19 protein-coding genes are annotated in these 17,772 nt (G+C 66.7%); 7 read left to right on the top strand and 12 right to left on the bottom strand.

What is annotated here, in order from left to right:
- The first annotated feature begins 53 nt into the window (after window positions 1-53).
- Window positions 54-752 (top strand): deoxyribonuclease V, encoded by a 699-nt coding sequence (gene nfi / locus ETC07_RS07200; RefSeq protein ID WP_136247825.1) that lies wholly within the window; start codon window positions 54-56, stop codon window positions 750-752.
- 68 nt (window positions 753-820) lie between these two features.
- Entirely contained in the window at window positions 821-1,378 is a 558-nt protein-coding gene (locus ETC07_RS07195; protein ID WP_136247824.1) for a DUF1415 domain-containing protein, read from the top strand.
- A 43-nt stretch (window positions 1,379-1,421) separates the two neighbouring features.
- On the opposite strand, the gene ETC07_RS07190 is transcribed toward ETC07_RS07195, so the two are convergent.
- Window positions 1,422-2,306, bottom strand: a complete 885-nt coding sequence (locus ETC07_RS07190) for an aldo/keto reductase (RefSeq protein ID WP_136247823.1) — start codon at window positions 2,304-2,306, stop codon at window positions 1,422-1,424.
- A gap of 153 nt (window positions 2,307-2,459) precedes the next feature.
- On the opposite strand from ETC07_RS07190, the gene ETC07_RS07185 reads away from it, so the two are divergent.
- Window positions 2,460-2,891 (top strand): OsmC family protein, encoded by a 432-nt coding sequence (locus ETC07_RS07185; protein WP_136247822.1) that lies wholly within the window; start codon window positions 2,460-2,462, stop codon window positions 2,889-2,891.
- Window positions 2,892-2,971: 80 nt separating this feature from the next.
- Here the strand turns inward: ETC07_RS07185 and ETC07_RS07180 are convergent, their stop codons facing one another.
- On the bottom strand, window positions 2,972-3,649 hold the full coding sequence (locus ETC07_RS07180; RefSeq protein WP_136247821.1) for a gamma-glutamyl-gamma-aminobutyrate hydrolase family protein: 678 nt from the start codon (window positions 3,647-3,649) through the stop codon (window positions 2,972-2,974).
- Window positions 3,646-4,641 carry an amidoligase family protein gene (locus ETC07_RS07175; RefSeq protein WP_136247820.1) on the bottom strand — a complete coding sequence of 332 codons (996 nt, stop codon included), beginning with the start codon at window positions 4,639-4,641 and terminating at the stop codon, window positions 3,646-3,648. Before ETC07_RS07175 ends, ETC07_RS07180 begins: the two co-directional genes overlap by 4 nt.
- Window positions 4,642-4,802: 161 nt before the next feature.
- Between ETC07_RS07175 and ETC07_RS07170 the strand changes: the two genes are divergently transcribed.
- The 3 genes from ETC07_RS07170 to ETC07_RS07160 all read left to right on the top strand — a co-directional run bounded on the left by ETC07_RS07170 (window position 4,803) and on the right by ETC07_RS07160 (window position 8,985).
- On the top strand, window positions 4,803-7,037 hold the full coding sequence (locus tag ETC07_RS07170) for a mechanosensitive ion channel family protein (RefSeq protein WP_240724587.1): 2,235 nt from the start codon (window positions 4,803-4,805) through the stop codon (window positions 7,035-7,037).
- A 119-nt stretch (window positions 7,038-7,156) separates the two neighbouring features.
- A complete protein-coding gene (locus ETC07_RS07165) occupies window positions 7,157-7,525 on the top strand; it encodes a glutaredoxin family protein (protein WP_136247818.1) in 369 nt (122 codons plus the stop codon).
- Between the two features lie 296 nt (window positions 7,526-7,821).
- Window positions 7,822-8,985, top strand: coding sequence for a hypothetical protein (locus tag ETC07_RS07160; protein ID WP_136247817.1), 1,164 nt, complete (start codon window positions 7,822-7,824; stop codon window positions 8,983-8,985).
- Window positions 8,986-9,090: 105 nt separating this feature from the next.
- Here the strand turns inward: ETC07_RS07160 and ETC07_RS07155 are convergent, their stop codons facing one another.
- A complete protein-coding gene (locus ETC07_RS07155) occupies window positions 9,091-9,831 on the bottom strand; it encodes a dienelactone hydrolase family protein (RefSeq protein ID WP_136247816.1) in 741 nt (246 codons plus the stop codon).
- A gap of 176 nt (window positions 9,832-10,007) precedes the next feature.
- On the opposite strand from ETC07_RS07155, the gene ETC07_RS07150 reads away from it, so the two are divergent.
- The gene (locus ETC07_RS07150; RefSeq protein WP_136247815.1) at window positions 10,008-10,349 is read left to right on the top strand and encodes an antibiotic biosynthesis monooxygenase family protein; all 342 of its coding nucleotides are present in this window, start codon (window positions 10,008-10,010) and stop codon (window positions 10,347-10,349) included.
- Window positions 10,350-10,376: 27 nt separating this feature from the next.
- Here the strand turns inward: ETC07_RS07150 and ETC07_RS07145 are convergent, their stop codons facing one another.
- The 8 genes from ETC07_RS07145 to ETC07_RS07110 all read right to left on the bottom strand — a co-directional run bounded on the left by ETC07_RS07145 (window position 10,377) and on the right by ETC07_RS07110 (window position 17,708).
- Window positions 10,377-10,697, bottom strand: a complete 321-nt coding sequence (locus ETC07_RS07145; RefSeq protein ID WP_136247814.1) for a hypothetical protein — start codon at window positions 10,695-10,697, stop codon at window positions 10,377-10,379.
- A gap of 71 nt (window positions 10,698-10,768) precedes the next feature.
- On the bottom strand, window positions 10,769-11,209 hold the full coding sequence (gene cdd, locus ETC07_RS07140; RefSeq protein WP_136247813.1) for a cytidine deaminase: 441 nt from the start codon (window positions 11,207-11,209) through the stop codon (window positions 10,769-10,771).
- On the bottom strand, window positions 11,206-11,940 hold the full coding sequence (deoD, locus tag ETC07_RS07135; protein ID WP_136247812.1) for a purine-nucleoside phosphorylase: 735 nt from the start codon (window positions 11,938-11,940) through the stop codon (window positions 11,206-11,208). Before deoD ends, cdd begins: the two co-directional genes overlap by 4 nt.
- Window positions 11,941-12,156: 216 nt before the next feature.
- Window positions 12,157-13,368: a phosphopentomutase gene (locus tag ETC07_RS07130; RefSeq protein ID WP_136247811.1), complete on the bottom strand. Its 1,212-nt coding sequence runs from the start codon at window positions 13,366-13,368 to the stop codon at window positions 12,157-12,159.
- Complete coding sequence (gene deoA, locus ETC07_RS07125) at window positions 13,365-14,693, bottom strand: thymidine phosphorylase (protein WP_136247810.1); 1,329 nt, start codon at window positions 14,691-14,693, stop codon at window positions 13,365-13,367. Before deoA ends, ETC07_RS07130 begins: the two co-directional genes overlap by 4 nt.
- Window positions 14,693-15,469, bottom strand: coding sequence for a deoxyribose-phosphate aldolase (deoC, locus tag ETC07_RS07120; protein WP_136247809.1), 777 nt, complete (start codon window positions 15,467-15,469; stop codon window positions 14,693-14,695). The genes deoA and deoC overlap by 1 nt, the downstream gene beginning before the upstream one ends.
- 61 nt (window positions 15,470-15,530) lie before the next feature.
- Window positions 15,531-16,799, bottom strand: a complete 1,269-nt coding sequence (locus tag ETC07_RS07115; protein WP_136247808.1) for a NupC/NupG family nucleoside CNT transporter — start codon at window positions 16,797-16,799, stop codon at window positions 15,531-15,533.
- 78 nt (window positions 16,800-16,877) lie between these two features.
- Window positions 16,878-17,708: an outer membrane protein OmpK gene (locus ETC07_RS07110; RefSeq protein WP_136247807.1), complete on the bottom strand. Its 831-nt coding sequence runs from the start codon at window positions 17,706-17,708 to the stop codon at window positions 16,878-16,880.
- Between the last annotated feature and the right edge of the window lie 64 nt (window positions 17,709-17,772).

The raw sequence follows: 17,772 nt of genomic DNA, 5'->3' as shown, positions 1-17,772 counted from the left end.
GACCTGTCCCCGGCGCCCCGCATGATGTCCACTTTGATATTCCGGGTATTTCGATGATCGAACTCCACGACTGGAACCTTCTCCCTACTGAGGCCATCGCCCTGCAGAAGCGCCTGGCCGGGCGGGTCGAACGCGGGGATCGCCTGGACCCGGTGAGCCGTATCGCCGGCGTGGACATCGGCTTCGAGCAGCAGGGTTCGATCACTCGCGCCGCGGTGGTGGTGCTGGCCTGGCCGCCGGCGGGCGAGGGCGGCTTCGAGGTGGTGGAGCAGGCGGTGCATCGCGAGCCGACGCGCATGCCCTACGTGCCGGGGCTGTTGTCGTTTCGCGAGGTGCCGGCGGCACTGGCGGCCTTCGACAAGCTCTCGGCCCTGCCGCAGCTGGTGATGGTCGACGGCCAGGGCATCGCTCATCCGCGCCGGTTGGGGGTGGCCAGCCATCTGGGGCTGTGGCTCGACCTGCCGACCCTCGGCGTGGCCAAGTCGCGGCTGTGCGGCCGCCACGGCGAGCCGGGCCCCGCGCGGGGCGAGTGGACGCCGCTGGTCGACAAGGGGCCGGATGGCGAGGAGACGATCGGCGCGGTGCTGCGCTCGCGGCGCGGCGTGAAGCCGGTGTTCGTGTCGCCGGGGCACCGACTGTCGCTCCCCACGGCGAGGGAATGGGTGGTGGCTTGCCTGGGGCGCACCAAGCTACCGGAGCCGACGCGGCTCGCCGATCGGCTGGCGTCGAGGCGGGGTCAGCCGCGGCGCTGAGCCGCCACGCTTGCCATCCGCGTGCGGGCGGCGGACCATGGCGCCCCTTCTTCGCCCGGATGTCCGACATGAGCGCTGCTTCCCTTAGTTCCCTCGAGGCCACTCGCGCCTGGGTCGAGACCTTCGTGGTCGGCCTCGAGGTGTGCCCCTTCGCCGGTCGTGAGGTTAACCGCGACGCGGTCCGCTACGTGGCGGTAGATGCCACCGATCCCGCGGCCGCGCTGATGCGGCTGATGGAGGAGTGCTGGCACCTCGACGAGCATCCGCAGGCCGAGACCACGCTGATGGTGCTCGACTCGGGCCTCGAGGATTTCGACGATTACCTGGATGCCCTGGGCATGGCCGAGGCGCTGTTGGCGGAGCAGGGCTACGAGGGCGTCTATCAGCTGGCGAGCTTCCATCCGCACTATGCCTTCGAGGGCGAGGCCGAGGACTCGCCGCGCAACTTCACCAATCGCTCGCCCTGGCCGATGTGGCACTTGATCCGCGAGGCCGGCCTGGAGCGAGCGCTGGCTCACTACCCCGATCCCGAGGCGATCCCCGAGCGCAATGCGGCGCTGATGGAGACCAAGGGCCACGAGGCCTTGGCGGCCTCGCTGGCGGCGTTGCGCGGGGGCGGCCGCTAGGCCAGGAACGCGTCGCGGTTGGCCCAGCGGGGCATCGGCACGCCTAGACCACGTCCAGCGGTTCCTTGCCGAAGGGAGCCGGGAACTCGGCCTCGAGGCGGTCGAGGGCCGAGTCGTCGAGCGTGGCGTGGAGCACGGCGGCGTTGTCGCGAACGTGGTCGGGCTGTACCGCCTTGGGGGTGGCGATCAGGTCGCGCCGGCCGTCGGTGGGACGGATGGCCCAGGCCAGCAGCAGCTGGGAAGGCGTCAGCCCTTGCTCGGCGGCCAGCGTGTTGATCACCGGGTTGGCGAGCAGGTCGCGCCGCAGCCGGCCGGCCCGGGCCAGCGGGCAGTAGCCCATCAGCGGCATGTCATGCTGGCGCTGCCAGGGGCGCAGCGAGTGCTCGATGCCTCGCGACCCGAGGTGGTAGAGCACCTGGTTGACCGCGCAGTCGCCGCCGCCGGGCCGCCCATGCAGGCGCTCCATGTCGTCGGTGTCGAAGTTGGAGACGCCGAAGCGGCGGATCTTGCCGTCCTCGCGCAGCCGTTCGAAGGCTTCCAGGGTCTCGTCGAGGGGAATGCCGCCTGGCCAGTGCAGCAGATAGAGGTCCAGATGATCGGTGCCCAGGCGCTTCAGGCTCGCCTCGCAGGCGGCGATGGCGGTGTTGCGGCCGGCGTTCCAGGGGTAGACCTTGGAGACCAGGAAGGCCTGGTCGCGGCGCCCGACGAGGGCCTCGCCGACGATCCTCTCGGCCCCGCCATCGGCATACATCTCGGCGGTGTCGATCAGTGTCATGCCCAGGTCCAGGCCCTGTTGCAGGGCGCGCACTTCATCGGCCTGGGAGGCGAGCCCTTCGCCCATGAACCAGGTGCCCTGGCCGATGGCGGGCAGGGCCACGGCCGGCTCATGAGGGGTGGCCGGCAGGGTGACGCGAGCGGGCTGTGTCATGGCGTTTCCTTATCGGTGGGAGGGCGTTGGGTCGATCCTCAGTCTGGTGATCGCGCCGCGCTGGCGCAAACTCCCCTTGTGCCACGGGGCGTTCATCCCCATGGTCTATCGTGTAGAGGCGAGACTTCGACCATCACATCGCAAGGAGCCGATATGAGCATCGAGAAGCACGGTAGCGCCGTCTGGCAAGGCGGCCTCAAGGATGGCAAGGGCACGGTATCCACCCAGAGCGGCACGCTGAACGAGGCGCCCTACGGCTTCACCCAGCGCTTCGAAGGCGAGGCCGGGGCCAATCCCGAGGAGTTGATCGGGGCCGCCCATGCGAGCTGTTACTCCATGGCGCTGTCGATGATCCTCGGCGAGGCCGGCTACACGCCGGAGCGCATCGCCTCGCAGGCGACGGTCACCCTGGACTCCGATGATGACGGTTTCAGCATCACGGCCGTTCACCTGGAGACCCGTGCCAGCGTGCCCGGCGCCGACGATGCAGCCTTCCAGGATGCCGCCGCGAAGGCCAAGGCCGGCTGCCCGGTATCGAAGCTGTTCAATGCCGAGATCACCCTGGACGCCCGGCTGGAGGGCTAGGGCTCGGCGGCGTTACGGTAGCGCTGCCCACTGATGCACGAGGCCACCCGCGGGTGGCCTCGTGGCGTTTCGGGCGGCCGTCAGCGCGCCGTTCGGGCGGCCTTGATCAAGGCACGGATCAGGCGTTGCTGGGGGCGGTTGAAGATCAGCCATTCGGGGTGCCACTGAACGCCGATCAGGAAATCGTGCTCGCGGGACTCGATGGCCTGCACCAGGCCATCACGGTCGCGGGCGACGATCTCGATGCCGCGGCCGGCCTCCTGCACCGCCTGGTGATGCAGGCTATTGATGCGACACCAGGTCACGCGCAGCAGGTGGTAGAGCCGGCTGTCGCCGACGATGTCCACCGTCTTGCGTGGCAGCACGGTGCGCTGCCGCTTGATCCCCTCGTAGGTGGTCTCGATATCCGGGTCCAGGGTGCCACCGAGGTGGACGTTGATCAGCTGGGCGCCTCGGCAGATGCCCAGTACCGGCGTGCCACGTGGGATGAAGCGTTCGAGCAGCGCCAGTTCTAGCTCGTCGCGTTCGGGGTCGACGCGCACGTCGAGCTGGATCTCGCCGCCGTAGTGGTGAGCCTCGATGTCGTCGCCGCCGCCGATGATCAGGCCATCGAGCGCCGTTGGGCGTGGGCGTGAGGGCGACAGCCGCAACGGGCGGCCGCCGTGGCGCCACACCGCGAACCAGTCGAACCACCAGGCGATGCGGCTCTTGCGGTCGGAGGTGGTGATGCCGATCAGTGGGCGGGCATCCTGCCTCATGAAAACGTCAACCTCCTGCGCAGGGCCTGCCAGGCGCGAATCGGCCAGGCCGGCCGGTGGCGGGCCAGGTACTGGGCACCGCGTTCGGCCAATGTCTCGGGCGAGGCGGCCAGGGTTTCGACCTCGAGCCAGCGGTTCCACTCCCGGGTGGCGCCCCACTCGGCCTCGGAAAGCTGGGCATTGGGCAGCCGGTAATGATAGGTCGGCCGCGGCTTGACCAAGGCGCCGTTCAATAGCTCGTGGGGGTGCTCGGGGCACAGGTGGGCGAACAGCGGCAGCAGGTCGAGCTCGCGGTTGCGCGTCGGGTTGTCCGCGAGGTAGTCGTCGATCAGCGTCTCGAGGTCCGGCGCGTAGTCGGGGTCGAGCACCTTGAGTGCGTAGGCGCGCGGGAAAGGGTTGGCGTGAGGCAGCACTTCCCGGGTGATGTCGACCCGGATCTGCTCGCGCAGCCAGCGGGCATTGAGCAGGTAGGCACGGAGATGGGCGAGCAGATCGGCGGGTGTTGAGCTCGCCACCTCGGGATTGAGGTGTAGCCCGAAGCCGTAGAGCAGGCTGGCATCGGTGCCTTTGGCGCCCCGTTCGCGCAGCGCCTCGAACAGCGTGTCCAGTTCGCCGAGTTCCTGCCAGGGCACCGGTGGGCAGACGATCTCGGTGGGTACCAGGCCGGTGACCACATCGCCGATCAGTTCCCGAGTGCGCTGGTGGAATTCCTGGCGCATGCGTTCCCACTCGCTGTCCTGGTAGGCCTCGGGGGCGACCCGGTGCGCTTCCGGGTGAGCGTACTGGGTGTCCAGCTCGATGCCGAAGTCTCCCCAGCGGGTCTGGCTCACCTTGAGGCGGTGGGGGCTCAGCACCTCGACCTCGCCGCCGAATAGTGACTGCACCAGGCAGGCGGTGTCGCGGGGTGGCAGGCCGGCGAACTCGATCTCGACGCCTACGCGGCGAGGCTTTCCTTGCGTATTGTCGGGCACGGGTGGCGGTTGAGGCGTCATGGGGGCATCCTGTGTGACGGTATCGGCAGCCTAACACCGCTGCCCAGGATTCTGATATTGCGGTAATCCACGTACGGAGACTCACGTTGTCACGCGCGCCTCGCTACTTCTCATCCGCCCTGCGGGGCCTGCTGTTGTTCACGCTGCTACTGCTGTCGCCGATGGCGGCCGCCCAGTCGTTGCCGATTTCCGCCCTGGGCGGCGGGCAGGGGCAGGGGGACGAGCAGGCCCCCGATCCCGAGGCCCTGCAGCAGGCACTGGATCGCATCATCACGACGCTCGAAGACGGCCAGCGACGTGATCAGCTGCTGGCCGACCTGGAGGCGCTGCGCACGGCCAACAGCGGGGCCGCCGAAGAAGAGGGGATTACCGGGCAGCAAGGGCTGCTGGGCGCGCTGGCCGACACCTTCAACGAACTGGGGGAACAGGCCGAGTCTGACCGCTCGCCCTTCAACGACTGGCAGCGCCAGTTCCGCGAGGGCTGGACGGATATCCGGCAGCTGGTGGAGCGCACCGGCGATGGCGCCTTGCTGAATTTCAGCGTCGAGATGACGGTGTTGGTCGGCATCTGGGGGGGGCTGCTGGTGATCCTGATCGCGTTGGGGCGCCGGCTGGCGCAGCGGCGCGGCTGGCCGCTGGACCTGCCTCGCGAGCCCAAGGGCCTGTTGCTGGCGATCCACTTCCTGCGCCGTTCGCTGCCGTGGATACTGGCCTTCGTGCTGGTGCTGGGCGTCGCCCAGCTGGTGCCGGAGAGCGCCGGGCGCACCGGGGCGCTGGTGGTTGCCTATATCGCGCTGTGCGGGCGGACCCTGTCGGTGGTGGTGGAGACGGTGATCTCGGTGTTCACCCGCGGCCATCGCTTCGTCGCCGTGCAGATCCTCCAGCACCGGGCGTTAAGGCCACTGTTCGTGATCGGCGCCTTGATCGCCCTGGGCGATGCCTTGAACTCCACGCGGCTGGCCGACGCGATCGGCATCGACCTGGCCAGCCTGGTCTCGGTGATCGCCAACGTGCTGGCGGCATTTCTGAGTGGGCGTTTCGTGGTGCGCTTCAAGCGGCCGATCACCCACCTGATTCGCAACCGCTCCTATCAGCATCGCCGCGCCAGCAGCACGGCCGCCGACATGGCGCGTGCGGTTGGCGGGCTGTGGCACATCCCGGCGCTGCTGCTGGTGAACGGCTCGCTGGTGGCGATCTTCGTGACCGGCGGCGACGTGGCCACCGCGCTGGCGCGCTCCATCGTCTCGGCGGCGCTGCTGGTGCTGACCCTGGTGGTGGCCGGGCTGATCCGCCGCCATGCCGAGCGCCGCACCAAACGGCGCTTCCGCCGCGAGTATCGCCGCCGGTTGGAGCGCTTCGGCTACACCCTGGCGCACGTCGTGGCCTGGATCGCCTTCGCCGAGCTGTTCCTGCAGGTGTGGGGCGGCTCGTTGATCGGCATCGGCCGCGAGGGCGTGGCCAGCGTGCGCATCGGCCAGGCGCTACTCGGCATCGGCTTCACCGTGCTGCTGGCCTGGCTGGTCTGGATCTTCGCCGATACCGCCATCCAGCGGGCGCTGACCTCCTCGGCACGCACCCGCGGGCGGCGCGTCAATCAGGCCCGCGCCCAGACCATCACGCCGATGATCCGTAACATCATCTTCGCCACCATCGTGATCATCGCCTCCATCGTCGGGCTGGCCAACCTGGGCGTGAACGTTACGCCACTGCTGGCCGGTGCCGGTGTGATCGGCCTGGCGATCGGCTTCGGCGCCCAGACCCTGGTGCAGGACCTGATCACCGGCATCTTCATCCTGATCGAGGATTCGCTGGCGGTGGAAGACTTCGTGCAGATCAACGGCCACATGGGCACCGTCGAGGGGCTGACCCTGCGCACCGTGAAGCTGCGCGACCTGGACGGCATCGTGCACATCATCACCTTCAGCCGCATCGACTCGATCCACAACATGTCGCGCCAGTTCGGCATCGCGCTGATGAAGATCCGCATTCCCTACAACATGAAGATCGACGACGCCATCTCCTTGATGCAGGACACCGCCCAGTCGCTGCGCCAGGACCCGATGATGCGCCACTACATCTGGTCGCCGCTGGAGATGCAGGGCATCCACGCCTTCGAGGACGGCTGCCCCCTGCTGCGCATGCGCTTTCGTACCGCGCCGGAAATGCAGTGGGACGTGGCCCGCGCCTTCAACCTGCTGCTCAAGCGACGCATGGAAGAATATAACGTCGATCTCGGCGTGCCGCGGCTCAGCGTCAGCATGGAAGGCCACGGCGGCGGCCGGCTGGATGGCAGCACCGAGCGGGGCGATGCCACCGGGCTCAAGCGTGGCGAAGCCGGCATGGCCGATCCCCTGCACCAGACCAGCGCCAGCGGTGGTTCGCCGGACCCGGGTTAACCCCGGCACACTGCGCCACGGCATACAGGAACGTGTGCTCGGTTAGCGGCGCCTGCTTGCGGTGAGGGGCCTGGGGTGGCCATGCTCGACGACCAGACACCAACGACAGGAGGGTGACGATGCGCGCGCTGATCCAGACACTGCTGGCACCGCTGGTATGGGTGGCCGACAAGCTCGGCACGCGTCGCGAGGTGACGCGTGACGCCGACCAGCAAGCCCAGGTGGACAAGGCCTGCGAAGAGCTGGCGCTCTACCAGTTCTGGAGCGAGCCCGAGTGCATTCGCGTGCGGCGCGAGATCACCCGCCTGGGGCTTTCGATCGAGACCCGCGATGCCCGGCTCGAGCCGCAACACAGCAAGGCGCTGAAGGCGCAGGGCGGCAAGCTCGAGGTGCCGTGCCTGCATATCCACGAGGCCGCGGGCGAGGAACGCTGGCTCTATGGCACGCAGCGCATCATCAATTACCTGCGTGGGCGGTTCGGCGAATAGGGCGGCGTTTTTTGCGGCCCCCCGTCGGCTTCTCTCCGTGCTGATTCCAGTCAGACCAATGACGCTCATATCGCGTCTGGTCCCTCAGCTAATTTAGTGGCAGGCTGAGGAAAATCCCGTGTTATGTGGCCGGCACGATGATCGCTGTTATGGCGCCTTATTGTGATGAAGGCTTATAAGAATCAATGGGTTGGAGCGTCATGGCGTGCAGGATGATACGGATAAACAAGCCGGCGCGTTCAAGTCAATAAACGAGCCGGCTACCTAATACCTGTTAGCTCTATTAGGGGAGATTAATGAAGCATTCGACTTTGAACACCTTAATGGTTGCGAAAGCTATTTATGGTGAAACCAAGTCGCTAGTAAATATTGGTGATAAGCACTCATCGACTGCTGGAATTATTCTTCTTCAAGATTTTGTGGAACTAGTTGTATTGGCTGCTTTGGACGAGTTAGACGTTGATGAGGCGAGAAGCCTAGAGTCGAAGTCTTTTGATGAGCTCCTGGGTGAACTGAAAAAGCTGAAAGCCCCGATAGTGAAGTCAGGAACGATAAAAGCATTAAACAAGCAGAGAGTAATTGCGAAACACTACGGGCAGCTGACCGAGCCGACGTCGGTTATTAATTATTTTAATGCAGCAAGGCGGTTTGTCGATGAGCTACTTTTACACGTGGTAGGTTGTAGTCTTCAAGAGATTTTTCTGACCGATCTATTGAAAGATGGGAAGGCCAAGGAGCTTATTAAAGCTTCGATACAGTTCGCTGACTCAAATAAATATCTTGAATCGTTGGTGAATCTTAGAAAGGCATTCTATTTGGAGTATGAGTTCCAGTATTGCATTTATCGTTTTCGAGATATAAATACTGACCAGAAGAATTTATTAGGACTGATGGGGCTGGATCTCAGCGGTATAAAGGCACACTATTGGACAAAGAATAGTTTATGGATCTCGGAAAATGTTAGATCTCCATCAAATTATCTTCAGATAAACCACGAGCAACTGAAAGCTGACTGTATCGAGTGGGGAGTAAATACGGTAGACATCGAGAATTTCAGACGACTCACGCCTACTGTGGTAGAAACTGAAAAAGAAAGCTGGCATCTCGAATATCAACCTAACTTCGTCGCAAATGAATTAAATCAAGAGAATTTTAGCTACTGTTTGGATGTTCTTTTGAGCTTTCTTCTCAAAAAGCAGGAGGTCGAGTCGAGCAGAAAATGGCCCAAGAGCGATCGGCACATTGCGCCGCCTCCAATTTTTATAGGAAACCCTATTTACAAAAAACCTTCTCAAGGATCAGACATAGTTGGGCATGTTGAGGAGTACTACTACTACTCAGTAGAGAGAATCGTAACCGGGTTCAATTCGAATGAGCGTTATCTTTATGTGCACCTCACACCACAAGACAGCGGTGATATGTTTGAGGGGCATATCTGGGGTTATCTGCTGAATGAATAGAGCTAACCAATGCGGTCAAGGGACGCTCCTGACGTCGCGCCCCTGCCGCTGGCGTTAGCCGCCATTCCACCCCGGAATCGCCAATGGAAGGTGGCGAATGAGGCGCTACATCGTCTCTTCCAGCAGCGTCAGCAGCCGCTTGTAGTGCCGTTCGCAGGCGTCTTCGTCGTAGGAGGGGGCGTCCTTGGCGGTGAAGCCGTGGGCCGCGCCTTGGTACAGCTCGGTGGTGAAGTGCACGCCGGCCTTGGCCAGGGCTTCGTCCATGCGGGCGATCTGTTCGGCGGGCAGTAGTTCGTCCTGGTCGGCGTGGCCGAAGTAGACGCGTGCCGCGATACGCTCGGCCAGTTCCACGGGGCTCGTCGGGTCGCCGGTCTGTGCCAGCTTGGCCGAGTGGAAGCCGGCCACGGCGGCGATGCGGGTGGGGTGCTCGGCGGCCATGCGCAGGGCGAAGGCGCCGGTCATGCAGTAGCCGACCACGGCGACACTGCCGCCTACGAATTCGGGAGTGGCGTCGATGCCCGCGAGCCAGGCGACGAAATCGCGGGACTGGGCTTCCGGCGTCAGACGGCTGGCGTATTCGAACAGGGTGGGACGCACCTCCGGGTCGCGGAATGACTGGCCCCTCGGCACGATCTCGCCGGCCGCGTCGCGGTAGTAGACGTTGGGCATCAACACGGCGTAGCCGGCATCGGCGATTCGCTGGGCTTTCTCGTGATAGCAGGGGCGCAGCCCGCCGATGTCGGTGAGCAGTATCACGGCCGGCAGCGGGCCCTCGGCGCCGTTGGGGGTGACGATATGGGCATCGATGGTGCCGTCGGCGGTGGGGAGTTCGAGGGCGCGTGACATGATGAGCTCCGAAGGGTCGGTGGCATCGGCAGGCCGGCTGGCGTCTGCGCGGTGGTCGGTTAGCAGGCGTGGGTGTGGGTGACAATCTCTACCATACCGGATGCCTGGCGCTAAAGAGGTGTCATCGACGTTCGAGGGGCCGGCGCTCGAGGCGTAATCGGAGACGAGGGATCGTGATGACAGACAGTGAAGCCTTCTACGTGCTGTATCGCTTCAGGGTGGCACCCGGCATGGAGTCGACCTTCGAGGCGGGCTGGCGACGCATGACGCAGGCCATTCGCGAGACGCGAGGAGGCCTGGGCTCACGGCTTCATCGTGCGGACGATGGCTGGTGGGTGGCCTATGCGAAGTGGCCGAGCCGACAGGCCTGGGAGGCGTCTCGCCAGGCGCCGTCGCCGCCTGATCGCGAGGCGGCCAAGCTCATGGCGCAGGCCATCGTGGAGCGCCTGCCGGCACTTCCGCTGACGCCATGGATCGATCTCATGGAGGAAGATCGGGCGGCGCGGCACACGCTCTGAAGGCCCCGCTGAGGAGGCCTCATGGGATTACTGCTCGGCCCCGATGCTCAACCGCAGGGCCTGCAGGCCGCCGAGTTCGAGCCGAGTTTGTTCCGAGAACAGCGGATGGCCACGCAGCGTCAGGTCGATGGTGGCCGAGGCACCCTGGTAGCGCACATCGGCGGAGAGCCGGGCCTCGGTGCGCAGCGGCGCCAGCGGGCCGTAATCGATGCCGTCGACGGCCATGGCGCCGAGCCCCATGTCGGCCAGCGACTGCGCCACGTCGTCTTTCACGGCGGCGCCATAGGTGAGGTAGAGGCCGCCATAGGCCAGGCCGGCGATGATGATCAGGGACAGCAGACGGCCCATGGTGGGAATCCTCGTCTTGGCAGTGGGGTAGGGCCGTGCCTGACGGTATGCAGGCACGGCCCCGGGCGGGCTCAGTCGGCCATGGCCGAATCGCGGCCCAGGTTCTCGGGGCCGAATGAGTCGGGCAGCAGGTCGTCCATGTGATAGCGGCGCAGCAGCTTGCCGTCGGCGTCGACCACGCGGATCAGCGTCTCGGGGCTTGCGAACTCGCGAATGCGCTGGCGGCAGTCGCCGCAGGGCGTGCACAGGTGCTCGCCGGGACCGATCACGTAGACCTCACGCAGCCGGCGCTCGCCGGCGCTGGCCATGGCGGCGAGCGCCGAGGCTTCGGCACACAGGCCCTTGTAGTGTGCCACCTCGACGTTGGCGCCGGTGTAGCGGGTGCCGCTCTCGCTGATGACCATCGCGCCCACCGGATGCTGGGAGTAGGGCGTGTAGGCGCGGTCACGCACGGCGATCAGCGCCTGGATGATCTCGGGCTGGATGGCCGCTTGCTGCTCGGGCTCGCTCATGCCATGGCCTCCCGGGCCGCGTCGTCGCGCAGCACGCCTTCCAGGGCGATGGTCATCATCTCGTCGAAGGTGGTGGCGCGCTCGTCGCTCGAAAGCGAGTCGCCGCGCACGATGTGGTCGGAGACCGTGCAGACGGTGGCGGCCCGGGCGCCGAACTCGGCGGCCACGCCATACAGGCCGGCGGCTTCCATCTCCACGCCGACGATGCCATAGCGGCGCATCAGGTCGATCATGTCGGGGCGCGGGTCGTAGAACAGGTCCGCCGAGAAGAGGTTGCCGACCTTGACGTTCACGCCGTGGGCCGCGGCGGCGTCTACCGTGTGGCGGGTCAGCGCGAAGTCGGCGATGGCGGCGAAGTCGTTGCCCAAGAAGCGGGTGCGGTTGACGCCGGAGTCGGTGCAGGCGCCCTGGCCGATCACCACATCGCGCACCGCCACGTCGTCGCGTACCGCGCCGCAGGAGCCGACGCGGATCACGCTGCTGACGCCGAACTCGGTGATCAGCTCCTTGGCGTAGATCGACACCGAGGGAATGCCCATGCCATGGCCCATCACCGAGATCTCGCGACCCTTGTAGGTGCCGGTGTAGCCGTACATGTTGCGCACGTCGTTGACGCAGCGTGCGTCCTCGAGGAAGGTCTCGGCGATGTACTTGGCGCGCAGCGGGTCGCCGGGCATCAGCACGGTGTCGGCGAAGTCGCCGTACTCGGCCTTGATATGCGGGGTAGCCATGTTGGGTCTCCTTGATCGAGTGAGCCGGTCATCGGGCGTTGTCTGAAACGTTGGCGCGCGAAGGTGGGGGCGAGGCCCGCTCCCAGCGGGTCAATGGGTTGCCCGCTCCCTTGTGGGTCACCAGGCAAACATCGGTGAAGACGCGACGCGTCAATGAGCCTGTTGAGCCGATGATTAGCGCCGAATCACCGAACGCCGATGCTTGTCTGACAGTGCCTAGCGGGCCGGCAGGAAGCTGGTGCCGTCATCCATGGGTGCCAGGCCGAAGTGCTCGGCCAGGCTCTGCCCGATGTCGGCGAAGCTCTCGCGGGCGCCCAGCGAGCCGGGCGCAAGGCCCGCACCGCTGGCTAGCACCGGGATGTGCTCGCGGGTGTGGTCGCTGCCCGGCCAGGTCGGGTCGCAGCCGTGGTCGGCGGTGAGGATCAGCAGGTCGTCGTCCGCGAGCCGCGCCAGCAGCTCCGGCAGGCGGGCATCGAAGGCCTCGAGGGCGGCGGCGTAGCCGGCCACGTCGCGGCGGTGGCCGTAGACCATGTCGAAGTCGACGAAGTTGGTCATGATCAGCGAGCGCTCGCCGGCCTCGTTCATCGCCTCCAGCGTGGCGTCGAACAGGGCGTCGTGGCCGCTGGCCTTGATCGTCTGCGAGATGCCGCAGTGGGCGTAGATGTCGGCGATCTTGCCGATCGCCACCACGTTGCCGCCGTCGTCATGGAGCCTCTGCAGCACCGTAGGCGCGGGCGGCTCGACGCTGTAGTCGCGGCGATTGGCGGTGCGCGCGAAGTCGTCGGCGCTCTCACCCGTGAAGGGGCGCGCGATCACGCGTCCGATGTTGTAGGGCTCGAGCAGGCGGCGGGCGATCTCGCAGACCTCATAGAGGCGTTCGAGGCCGAAGTGCTCCTCGTGGGCGGCGATCTGGAACACTGAGTCCGCCGAGGTGTAGACGATCGGCTTGCCGCTCGTGACCTGCGTCTCGCCGAGCCGGGCGATGACCTCGGTGCCGGAGGCATGGCAGTCGCCGATCACGCCGGGGAGCTTGGCCTCGCGCACCAGCGCCTCGAGCAGCTCGGGCGGGAAGCTGTTTTCGCGCTCATGGAAGTACCCCCACTCGAAGCGCACCGGCACGCCGGCGATCTCCCAGTGGCCGGAAGGCGTGTCCTTGCCGGAAGACACCTCCCGGGCGACGCCGTAGGCGCCGTCGACGGACTCGGGCGGGGTGACTCCCGCGGCCCAGGTGCCGGTGCTCTCGCGGTGGGCGTGGAACAGCCCCAGGCGCCCCAGGTGAGGCAGCCGCAAGGGGCCGCGCTGATCCGAGTCGGCACAGGCCTGGGCGATATGGCCCAGGGTGTCGGCACCGACGTCGCCGAAGGCCTCGGCGTCGGGGGTGGCGCCGAGGCCGAAGGAATCGAGTACGAGTACGATGGCGCGTGTCATGGAACCTCCCGACGGATGGTGTCCTGAATCAGTGATGGCGCGGGGCGGGGCGTGTCTTCGAGCGACAGGGCGGCGAGCAGGTGGCGTTCGGCGTGCTCGGCGTCTGCCGCGCTGGCGGCGTGGATGCGCGCCAGCGGCTGGCCGTGGCTCACGGCCTCGCCCAGCGCGGCGATGTCGCTCAGGCCGACGGCCGGGTCGATGATGTCATCGGGCGCGCGGCGCCCGCCGCCGAGCTCGACCACCGCCATGCCCAACGCGCGGGTGTCGATGGCGTTGAGGTGGCCGGCGCGCGGGGCATGGACCTCGCGCATCACCGCGGCGGTGGGCAGGTGGCGGCCGCTGTTTTCGAGCAGGTCGCTCGGCCCGCCGAGCCCGGCCACCATGCGCGCGAAGCGTTCGGCGGCCGCGCCGGAGGCCAGTCGCTCATCGAGCGTGGCGAGGGCGGCGGCGCGGTCGCTGGCCAGTCCGCCGGCCAGCAGCATTTCCGCGGCCAGGCCGCGGGTGGCCTCGAGCAGGCGGCCACCCTTCCGCTCGCCGGTGAGCACGGCCAGCGCCTCGCGAACCTCCACGGCGTTACCGGCGCAGGGGGCGAGCGGTTGGCTCATGTCGGTGAGCAGGGCGGTGGTCGGCGTGCCCGCACGGCTGGCGACGTCGGCGATGGTTTCGGCCAGTTGCCGGGATGCCTCCGGCGTGGGCATGAAGGCGCCGCCGCCGACCTTGACGTCCATGACCAGGGCATCGAGGCCGCAGGCCAGTTTCTTGCCGAGGATCGAGGCGACGATCAGCGGCAACGATTCGACGGTGGCGGTGACGTCACGCACCGCGTAGAGGCGCTTGTCCGCCGGGGCCAGGCTGCCGGTCTGGCCGATGATCGCCACGCCGACGTCCTTGACCAGGCGACGGAAGGTGGCGGTGTCGGGCGTGACCGAGTAGCCGGGAATGGCCTCGAGCTTGTCCAGGGTGCCGCCGGTGTGGCCGAGGCCGCGCCCGGAGATCATCGGCACGTGGCCACCGCAGGCGGCGATCCAGGGGCCGAGCACCAGCGAGACCAGGTCGCCGACCCCGCCGGTGGAATGCTTGTCGAGCACCGGGCCCGGCAGGTCGAGCCCGCGCCAGTCGAGGACCTCGCCGGAGTCGCGGGTGGCCTCGGTGAAGGCCACCGTCTCGGCGTCGCTCATGCCCTGCAGGGTGATGGCCATGGCCAAGGCGCCGAGTTGGGCATCGGCGAGGCGGCCGTCGGCGATGCCGGAGACCAGCTCGCGGATCGCATCGGGTGGGAGCTCCTGGCCGTCACGCTTGGCGCGGATGGCCTCCTGGGGAAGCATCAGTAGTCGTCCTCGGGGGCGGCATTGCCCTCGAAGGCGCCCAGGGTGAGCAGCAGGTCATCGAGCAGGCCGGAGGCACCGAAGCGGAAGTGCGTCGGGTTGACCCAGTTGGCGCCCATGATGCGCTCGGCGAGTTGCAGGTAGGCCTGGGCGTCTTCGGTGGTGCGCACGCCGCCGGCGGCCTTGAAGCCGACGTCCTGGCCACTGTCGCGGATCACCTCGAGGAGGATCTCGGCGGCTTCCAGGGTGGCGTTGACGGCGACCTTGCCGGTGGAGGTCTTGAGGAAGTCGGCGCCACCGGCCACGGCCAGTTCGGCGGCGCGGCGGATAAGGGCCGGGTCGGCAAGCTCACCGGTCTCGAGGATCACCTTGAGGGTGGCATCGCCGCAGGCGGCCTTGTTCATCTCGACGAATTCCTGGCACAGGGCCTCGTCGCCGGCCTGCAAGGCCCGGTAGGGGAACACCACGTCGACCTCGTCGGCGCCGGAGCCTACTGCCTCGCGGGTCGCCCGGGCGGCGCGCATGATGTCGTCGCCGCCATCGGGGAAGTTGGTGACGGTGGCGATCTTGATGCTGTCGTTGAGGCGATGCGCGGTCAGCGCGCGGCGGGCCGGGACGATGAACTGCGGATACACGCAGACCGCCGCCGGGGTGCCCATGGAGGTGCGGGCGCGCTGGCACAGCGCCTCGATGGTGGAATCGGTGTCGTCGTCGTTGAGGCTGGTGAGGTCCATCAGCGACAGGGCCTGGCGGGCGACGCGTTGCGAGTTGGTCATGGGAGTGTCGTCCTGTAGAGAAGGATGAGGCCGCGGCCGGCAGGGCCGCGGCGTCGCTGGCTTATGCCCCGAGGGCGATGAAGAACCCGGCCAGGGTAGCGGACATCAGGTTGGAAAGCGTCCCCGCGAGCACGGCCTTTAGGCCCAGGCGGGCGATGTCATGGCGCCGGCTGGGGGCGATGCTGCCCAGGCCCCCGAGCAGGATGGCGATCGAGGAGAGGTTGGCGAAGCCGCACAGCGCGAACGACAGGATCGCCGCAGAATGGTCGGACAGGACCTTGCCGGTGGCGGCGACCACCTGTTCGCCGTCGAGATAGGGCGCCAGGTTGATATAGGCGACGAACTCGTTGACCACCAGCTTCTGGCCGATGAAGGAGCCGGCCAGCGTGGCCTCGCTCCACGGTACGCCGAGCAGGAAGGCCAGCGGCGAGAACAACCAGCCGAGCAGCATCTCCAGGCTCAGCGATTCCATGCCGAACCAGCCGCCGACGCCGCCGAGGATGCCGTTGATCAGGGCGATCAGGCCGATGAAGGCGAGCAGCATGGCGCCGACGTTGGCGGCCAGCATCAGGCCGGAGCTGGCCCCGGAGGCGGCGGCGTCCAGCACGTTGCTGGGGCGGTCCTCGTCTTCCTCGAGGCGCTCCTCGGCGGCGGAGACGCTGTCTTCGGGCGTGTCGGTCTCGGGCAGCAGCAGCTTGGCGAACAAAAGCCCGCCGGGGGCGGCCATGAAGGAGGCGGCCACCAGGTACTCCATGGGAATGCCCAGCGCGGCGTAGCCGGCCATCACCGAGCCGGCCACCGAGGCCAGGCCGCCGCACATCACCGCGAACAGTTGTGACTCGGTCATCTTCGCGATGAAGGGGCGCACCACCAGCGGCGCCTCGGTCTGGCCGACGAAGATGTTGGCGGTGGCCGACAGCGATTCGGTGCGCGAGGTGCCCAGCGCCTTCTGCAGGACGCCGCCGAGCAGCCGGATCACCCACTGCATGATGCCCATGTGGTAGAGCACCGCGGTCAGCGAGGAGAAGAAGATGATCACCGGCAGCACCTTCACGGCGAAGACGAAGCCTACCGCCTCGGGGTCGGCCAGGCCGCCGAACACGAAGCTGATGCCGTCGTTGGCGTACTGCACGACCTGGCTGACGGTCTCGGAGATGGAGGCGAGGACCACCTGACCGGCCGGCACGTAGAGTACGAAGGCGCCGATGCCGGCCTGGATGGCGAAGGCGCCACCCACGGTGCGCAGGCGAATGGCCCGGCGGTTGCGGGAGAAGAGCAGGGCGATGGCGATCAACGTCGCCATGCCGATCACGCTCATGAGCAAGGTCATGGGGATGTCCTTGTGGTTTGGGTCAGAGGCGCACGCGGCGTGCCTCGAGGCCGGCGATGGGTCACGAGGCGCGGCAGGTTACAGGAAGTTGACCTTCAGTGTGTAGATCATCGCGTTCTGGTATTCGCCGGCGGTCCCCAGCTTGTTGTTCGAGTAGCGGTATTGAAGGCCGGTGGTGATCACATCGGCCGGGTGCCACCATAGTCCCACCGCGCCGTTGGTGCCCGTTTCGCCGGCCGGGCCGTTGACGTAGTTGTCGTCGAGGTAGTCGTCGTCGCGGGCGAAGGTCTGCTCGTGCCAGTTGCTCAGGCTGAAGTCCTCGCCGAAGGCTTGGAAGTCGTAGCCCAGCACCCAGCCGGCCATGTAGCCATTCTCGCCGCTGTAGCCGCCACCACCGCTTTCGACCCAGGCCTTGCCGATGAACGGCTTGACCCACAGGCCATTGGCGAAGGTATGGCGATAACCGAGGCCGGCGACGCGGTCCTGCTCCTCGCTGTCGTAACCGTAGTCGCGAAAATCGTAGACATGCAGGTACAGCGAGAAGGGCGTGTCGCCGAGATAGAGGTGCGAGGTGAGCTTGGCGGCGCTGCGCCGGTTGTCGCGGCCGTCTTCCTCGGCGGTGTCGTTCTGTGGGTTCTCGAAGTCGTAGAAGCCGTAGAACTCGCCCCAGTCGAAGCCGACGCCGCCCTCGAGCTCGAGGTAGAAGAAATCGCCCTTGGCGGCGTTGGTGGCGGTGCGCTGTTCGGTGCCGTCGGACCAGTCGAGGTAGTTGATCGAGGCGTTGGCGAAGGACCATTGGGGCGTGAAGGCGGAGGTGCTGGCGTCGTCAGCGGCGGCGGGCAGGGCAACGGCGCCCAGCAGCAGGCCGGCGAGAGAGGCGGCGCGTGGGGGAGCGAGAGACATTGGCATGGGTCGGCTTCTCTAGGTGTTGTTGTCGAGTGAGGTGCCGGGCACGCGGAAGGCCGTTGCTCGC

Origin of the sequence: Halomonas borealis, assembly GCF_004798905.1 — a bacterium.
Taxonomy (GTDB): domain Bacteria; phylum Pseudomonadota; class Gammaproteobacteria; order Pseudomonadales; family Halomonadaceae; genus Halomonas; species Halomonas borealis.
This window is presented reverse-complemented; position numbering and strand designations above follow the sequence as displayed.

Bases quoted from the DNA above. Each gene is read 5' to 3' on its own strand.
- nfi (WP_136247825.1), top strand. From the start codon at position 54: ATGATCGAACTCCACGACTGGAACCTTCTCCCTACTGAGGCCATCGCC.
- ETC07_RS07195 (WP_136247824.1), top strand. From the start codon at position 821: ATGAGCGCTGCTTCCCTTAGTTCCCTCGAGGCCACTCGCGCCTGGGTC.
- ETC07_RS07190 (WP_136247823.1), bottom strand. From the start codon at position 2,306: ATGACACAGCCCGCTCGCGTCACCCTGCCGGCCACCCCTCATGAGCCG.
- ETC07_RS07185 (WP_136247822.1), top strand. From the start codon at position 2,460: ATGAGCATCGAGAAGCACGGTAGCGCCGTCTGGCAAGGCGGCCTCAAG.
- ETC07_RS07180 (WP_136247821.1), bottom strand. From the start codon at position 3,649: ATGAGGCAGGATGCCCGCCCACTGATCGGCATCACCACCTCCGACCGC.
- ETC07_RS07175 (WP_136247820.1), bottom strand. From the start codon at position 4,641: ATGACGCCTCAACCGCCACCCGTGCCCGACAATACGCAAGGAAAGCCT.
- ETC07_RS07170 (WP_240724587.1), top strand. From the start codon at position 4,803: ATGGCGGCCGCCCAGTCGTTGCCGATTTCCGCCCTGGGCGGCGGGCAG.
- ETC07_RS07165 (WP_136247818.1), top strand. From the start codon at position 7,157: ATGCGCGCGCTGATCCAGACACTGCTGGCACCGCTGGTATGGGTGGCC.
- ETC07_RS07160 (WP_136247817.1), top strand. From the start codon at position 7,822: ATGAAGCATTCGACTTTGAACACCTTAATGGTTGCGAAAGCTATTTAT.
- ETC07_RS07155 (WP_136247816.1), bottom strand. From the start codon at position 9,831: ATGTCACGCGCCCTCGAACTCCCCACCGCCGACGGCACCATCGATGCC.
- ETC07_RS07150 (WP_136247815.1), top strand. From the start codon at position 10,008: ATGACAGACAGTGAAGCCTTCTACGTGCTGTATCGCTTCAGGGTGGCA.
- ETC07_RS07145 (WP_136247814.1), bottom strand. From the start codon at position 10,697: ATGGGCCGTCTGCTGTCCCTGATCATCATCGCCGGCCTGGCCTATGGC.
- cdd (WP_136247813.1), bottom strand. From the start codon at position 11,209: ATGAGCGAGCCCGAGCAGCAAGCGGCCATCCAGCCCGAGATCATCCAG.
- deoD (WP_136247812.1), bottom strand. From the start codon at position 11,940: ATGGCTACCCCGCATATCAAGGCCGAGTACGGCGACTTCGCCGACACC.
- ETC07_RS07130 (WP_136247811.1), bottom strand. From the start codon at position 13,368: ATGACACGCGCCATCGTACTCGTACTCGATTCCTTCGGCCTCGGCGCC.
- deoA (WP_136247810.1), bottom strand. From the start codon at position 14,693: ATGCTTCCCCAGGAGGCCATCCGCGCCAAGCGTGACGGCCAGGAGCTC.
- deoC (WP_136247809.1), bottom strand. From the start codon at position 15,469: ATGACCAACTCGCAACGCGTCGCCCGCCAGGCCCTGTCGCTGATGGAC.
- ETC07_RS07115 (WP_136247808.1), bottom strand. From the start codon at position 16,799: ATGACCTTGCTCATGAGCGTGATCGGCATGGCGACGTTGATCGCCATC.
- ETC07_RS07110 (WP_136247807.1), bottom strand. From the start codon at position 17,708: ATGCCAATGTCTCTCGCTCCCCCACGCGCCGCCTCTCTCGCCGGCCTG.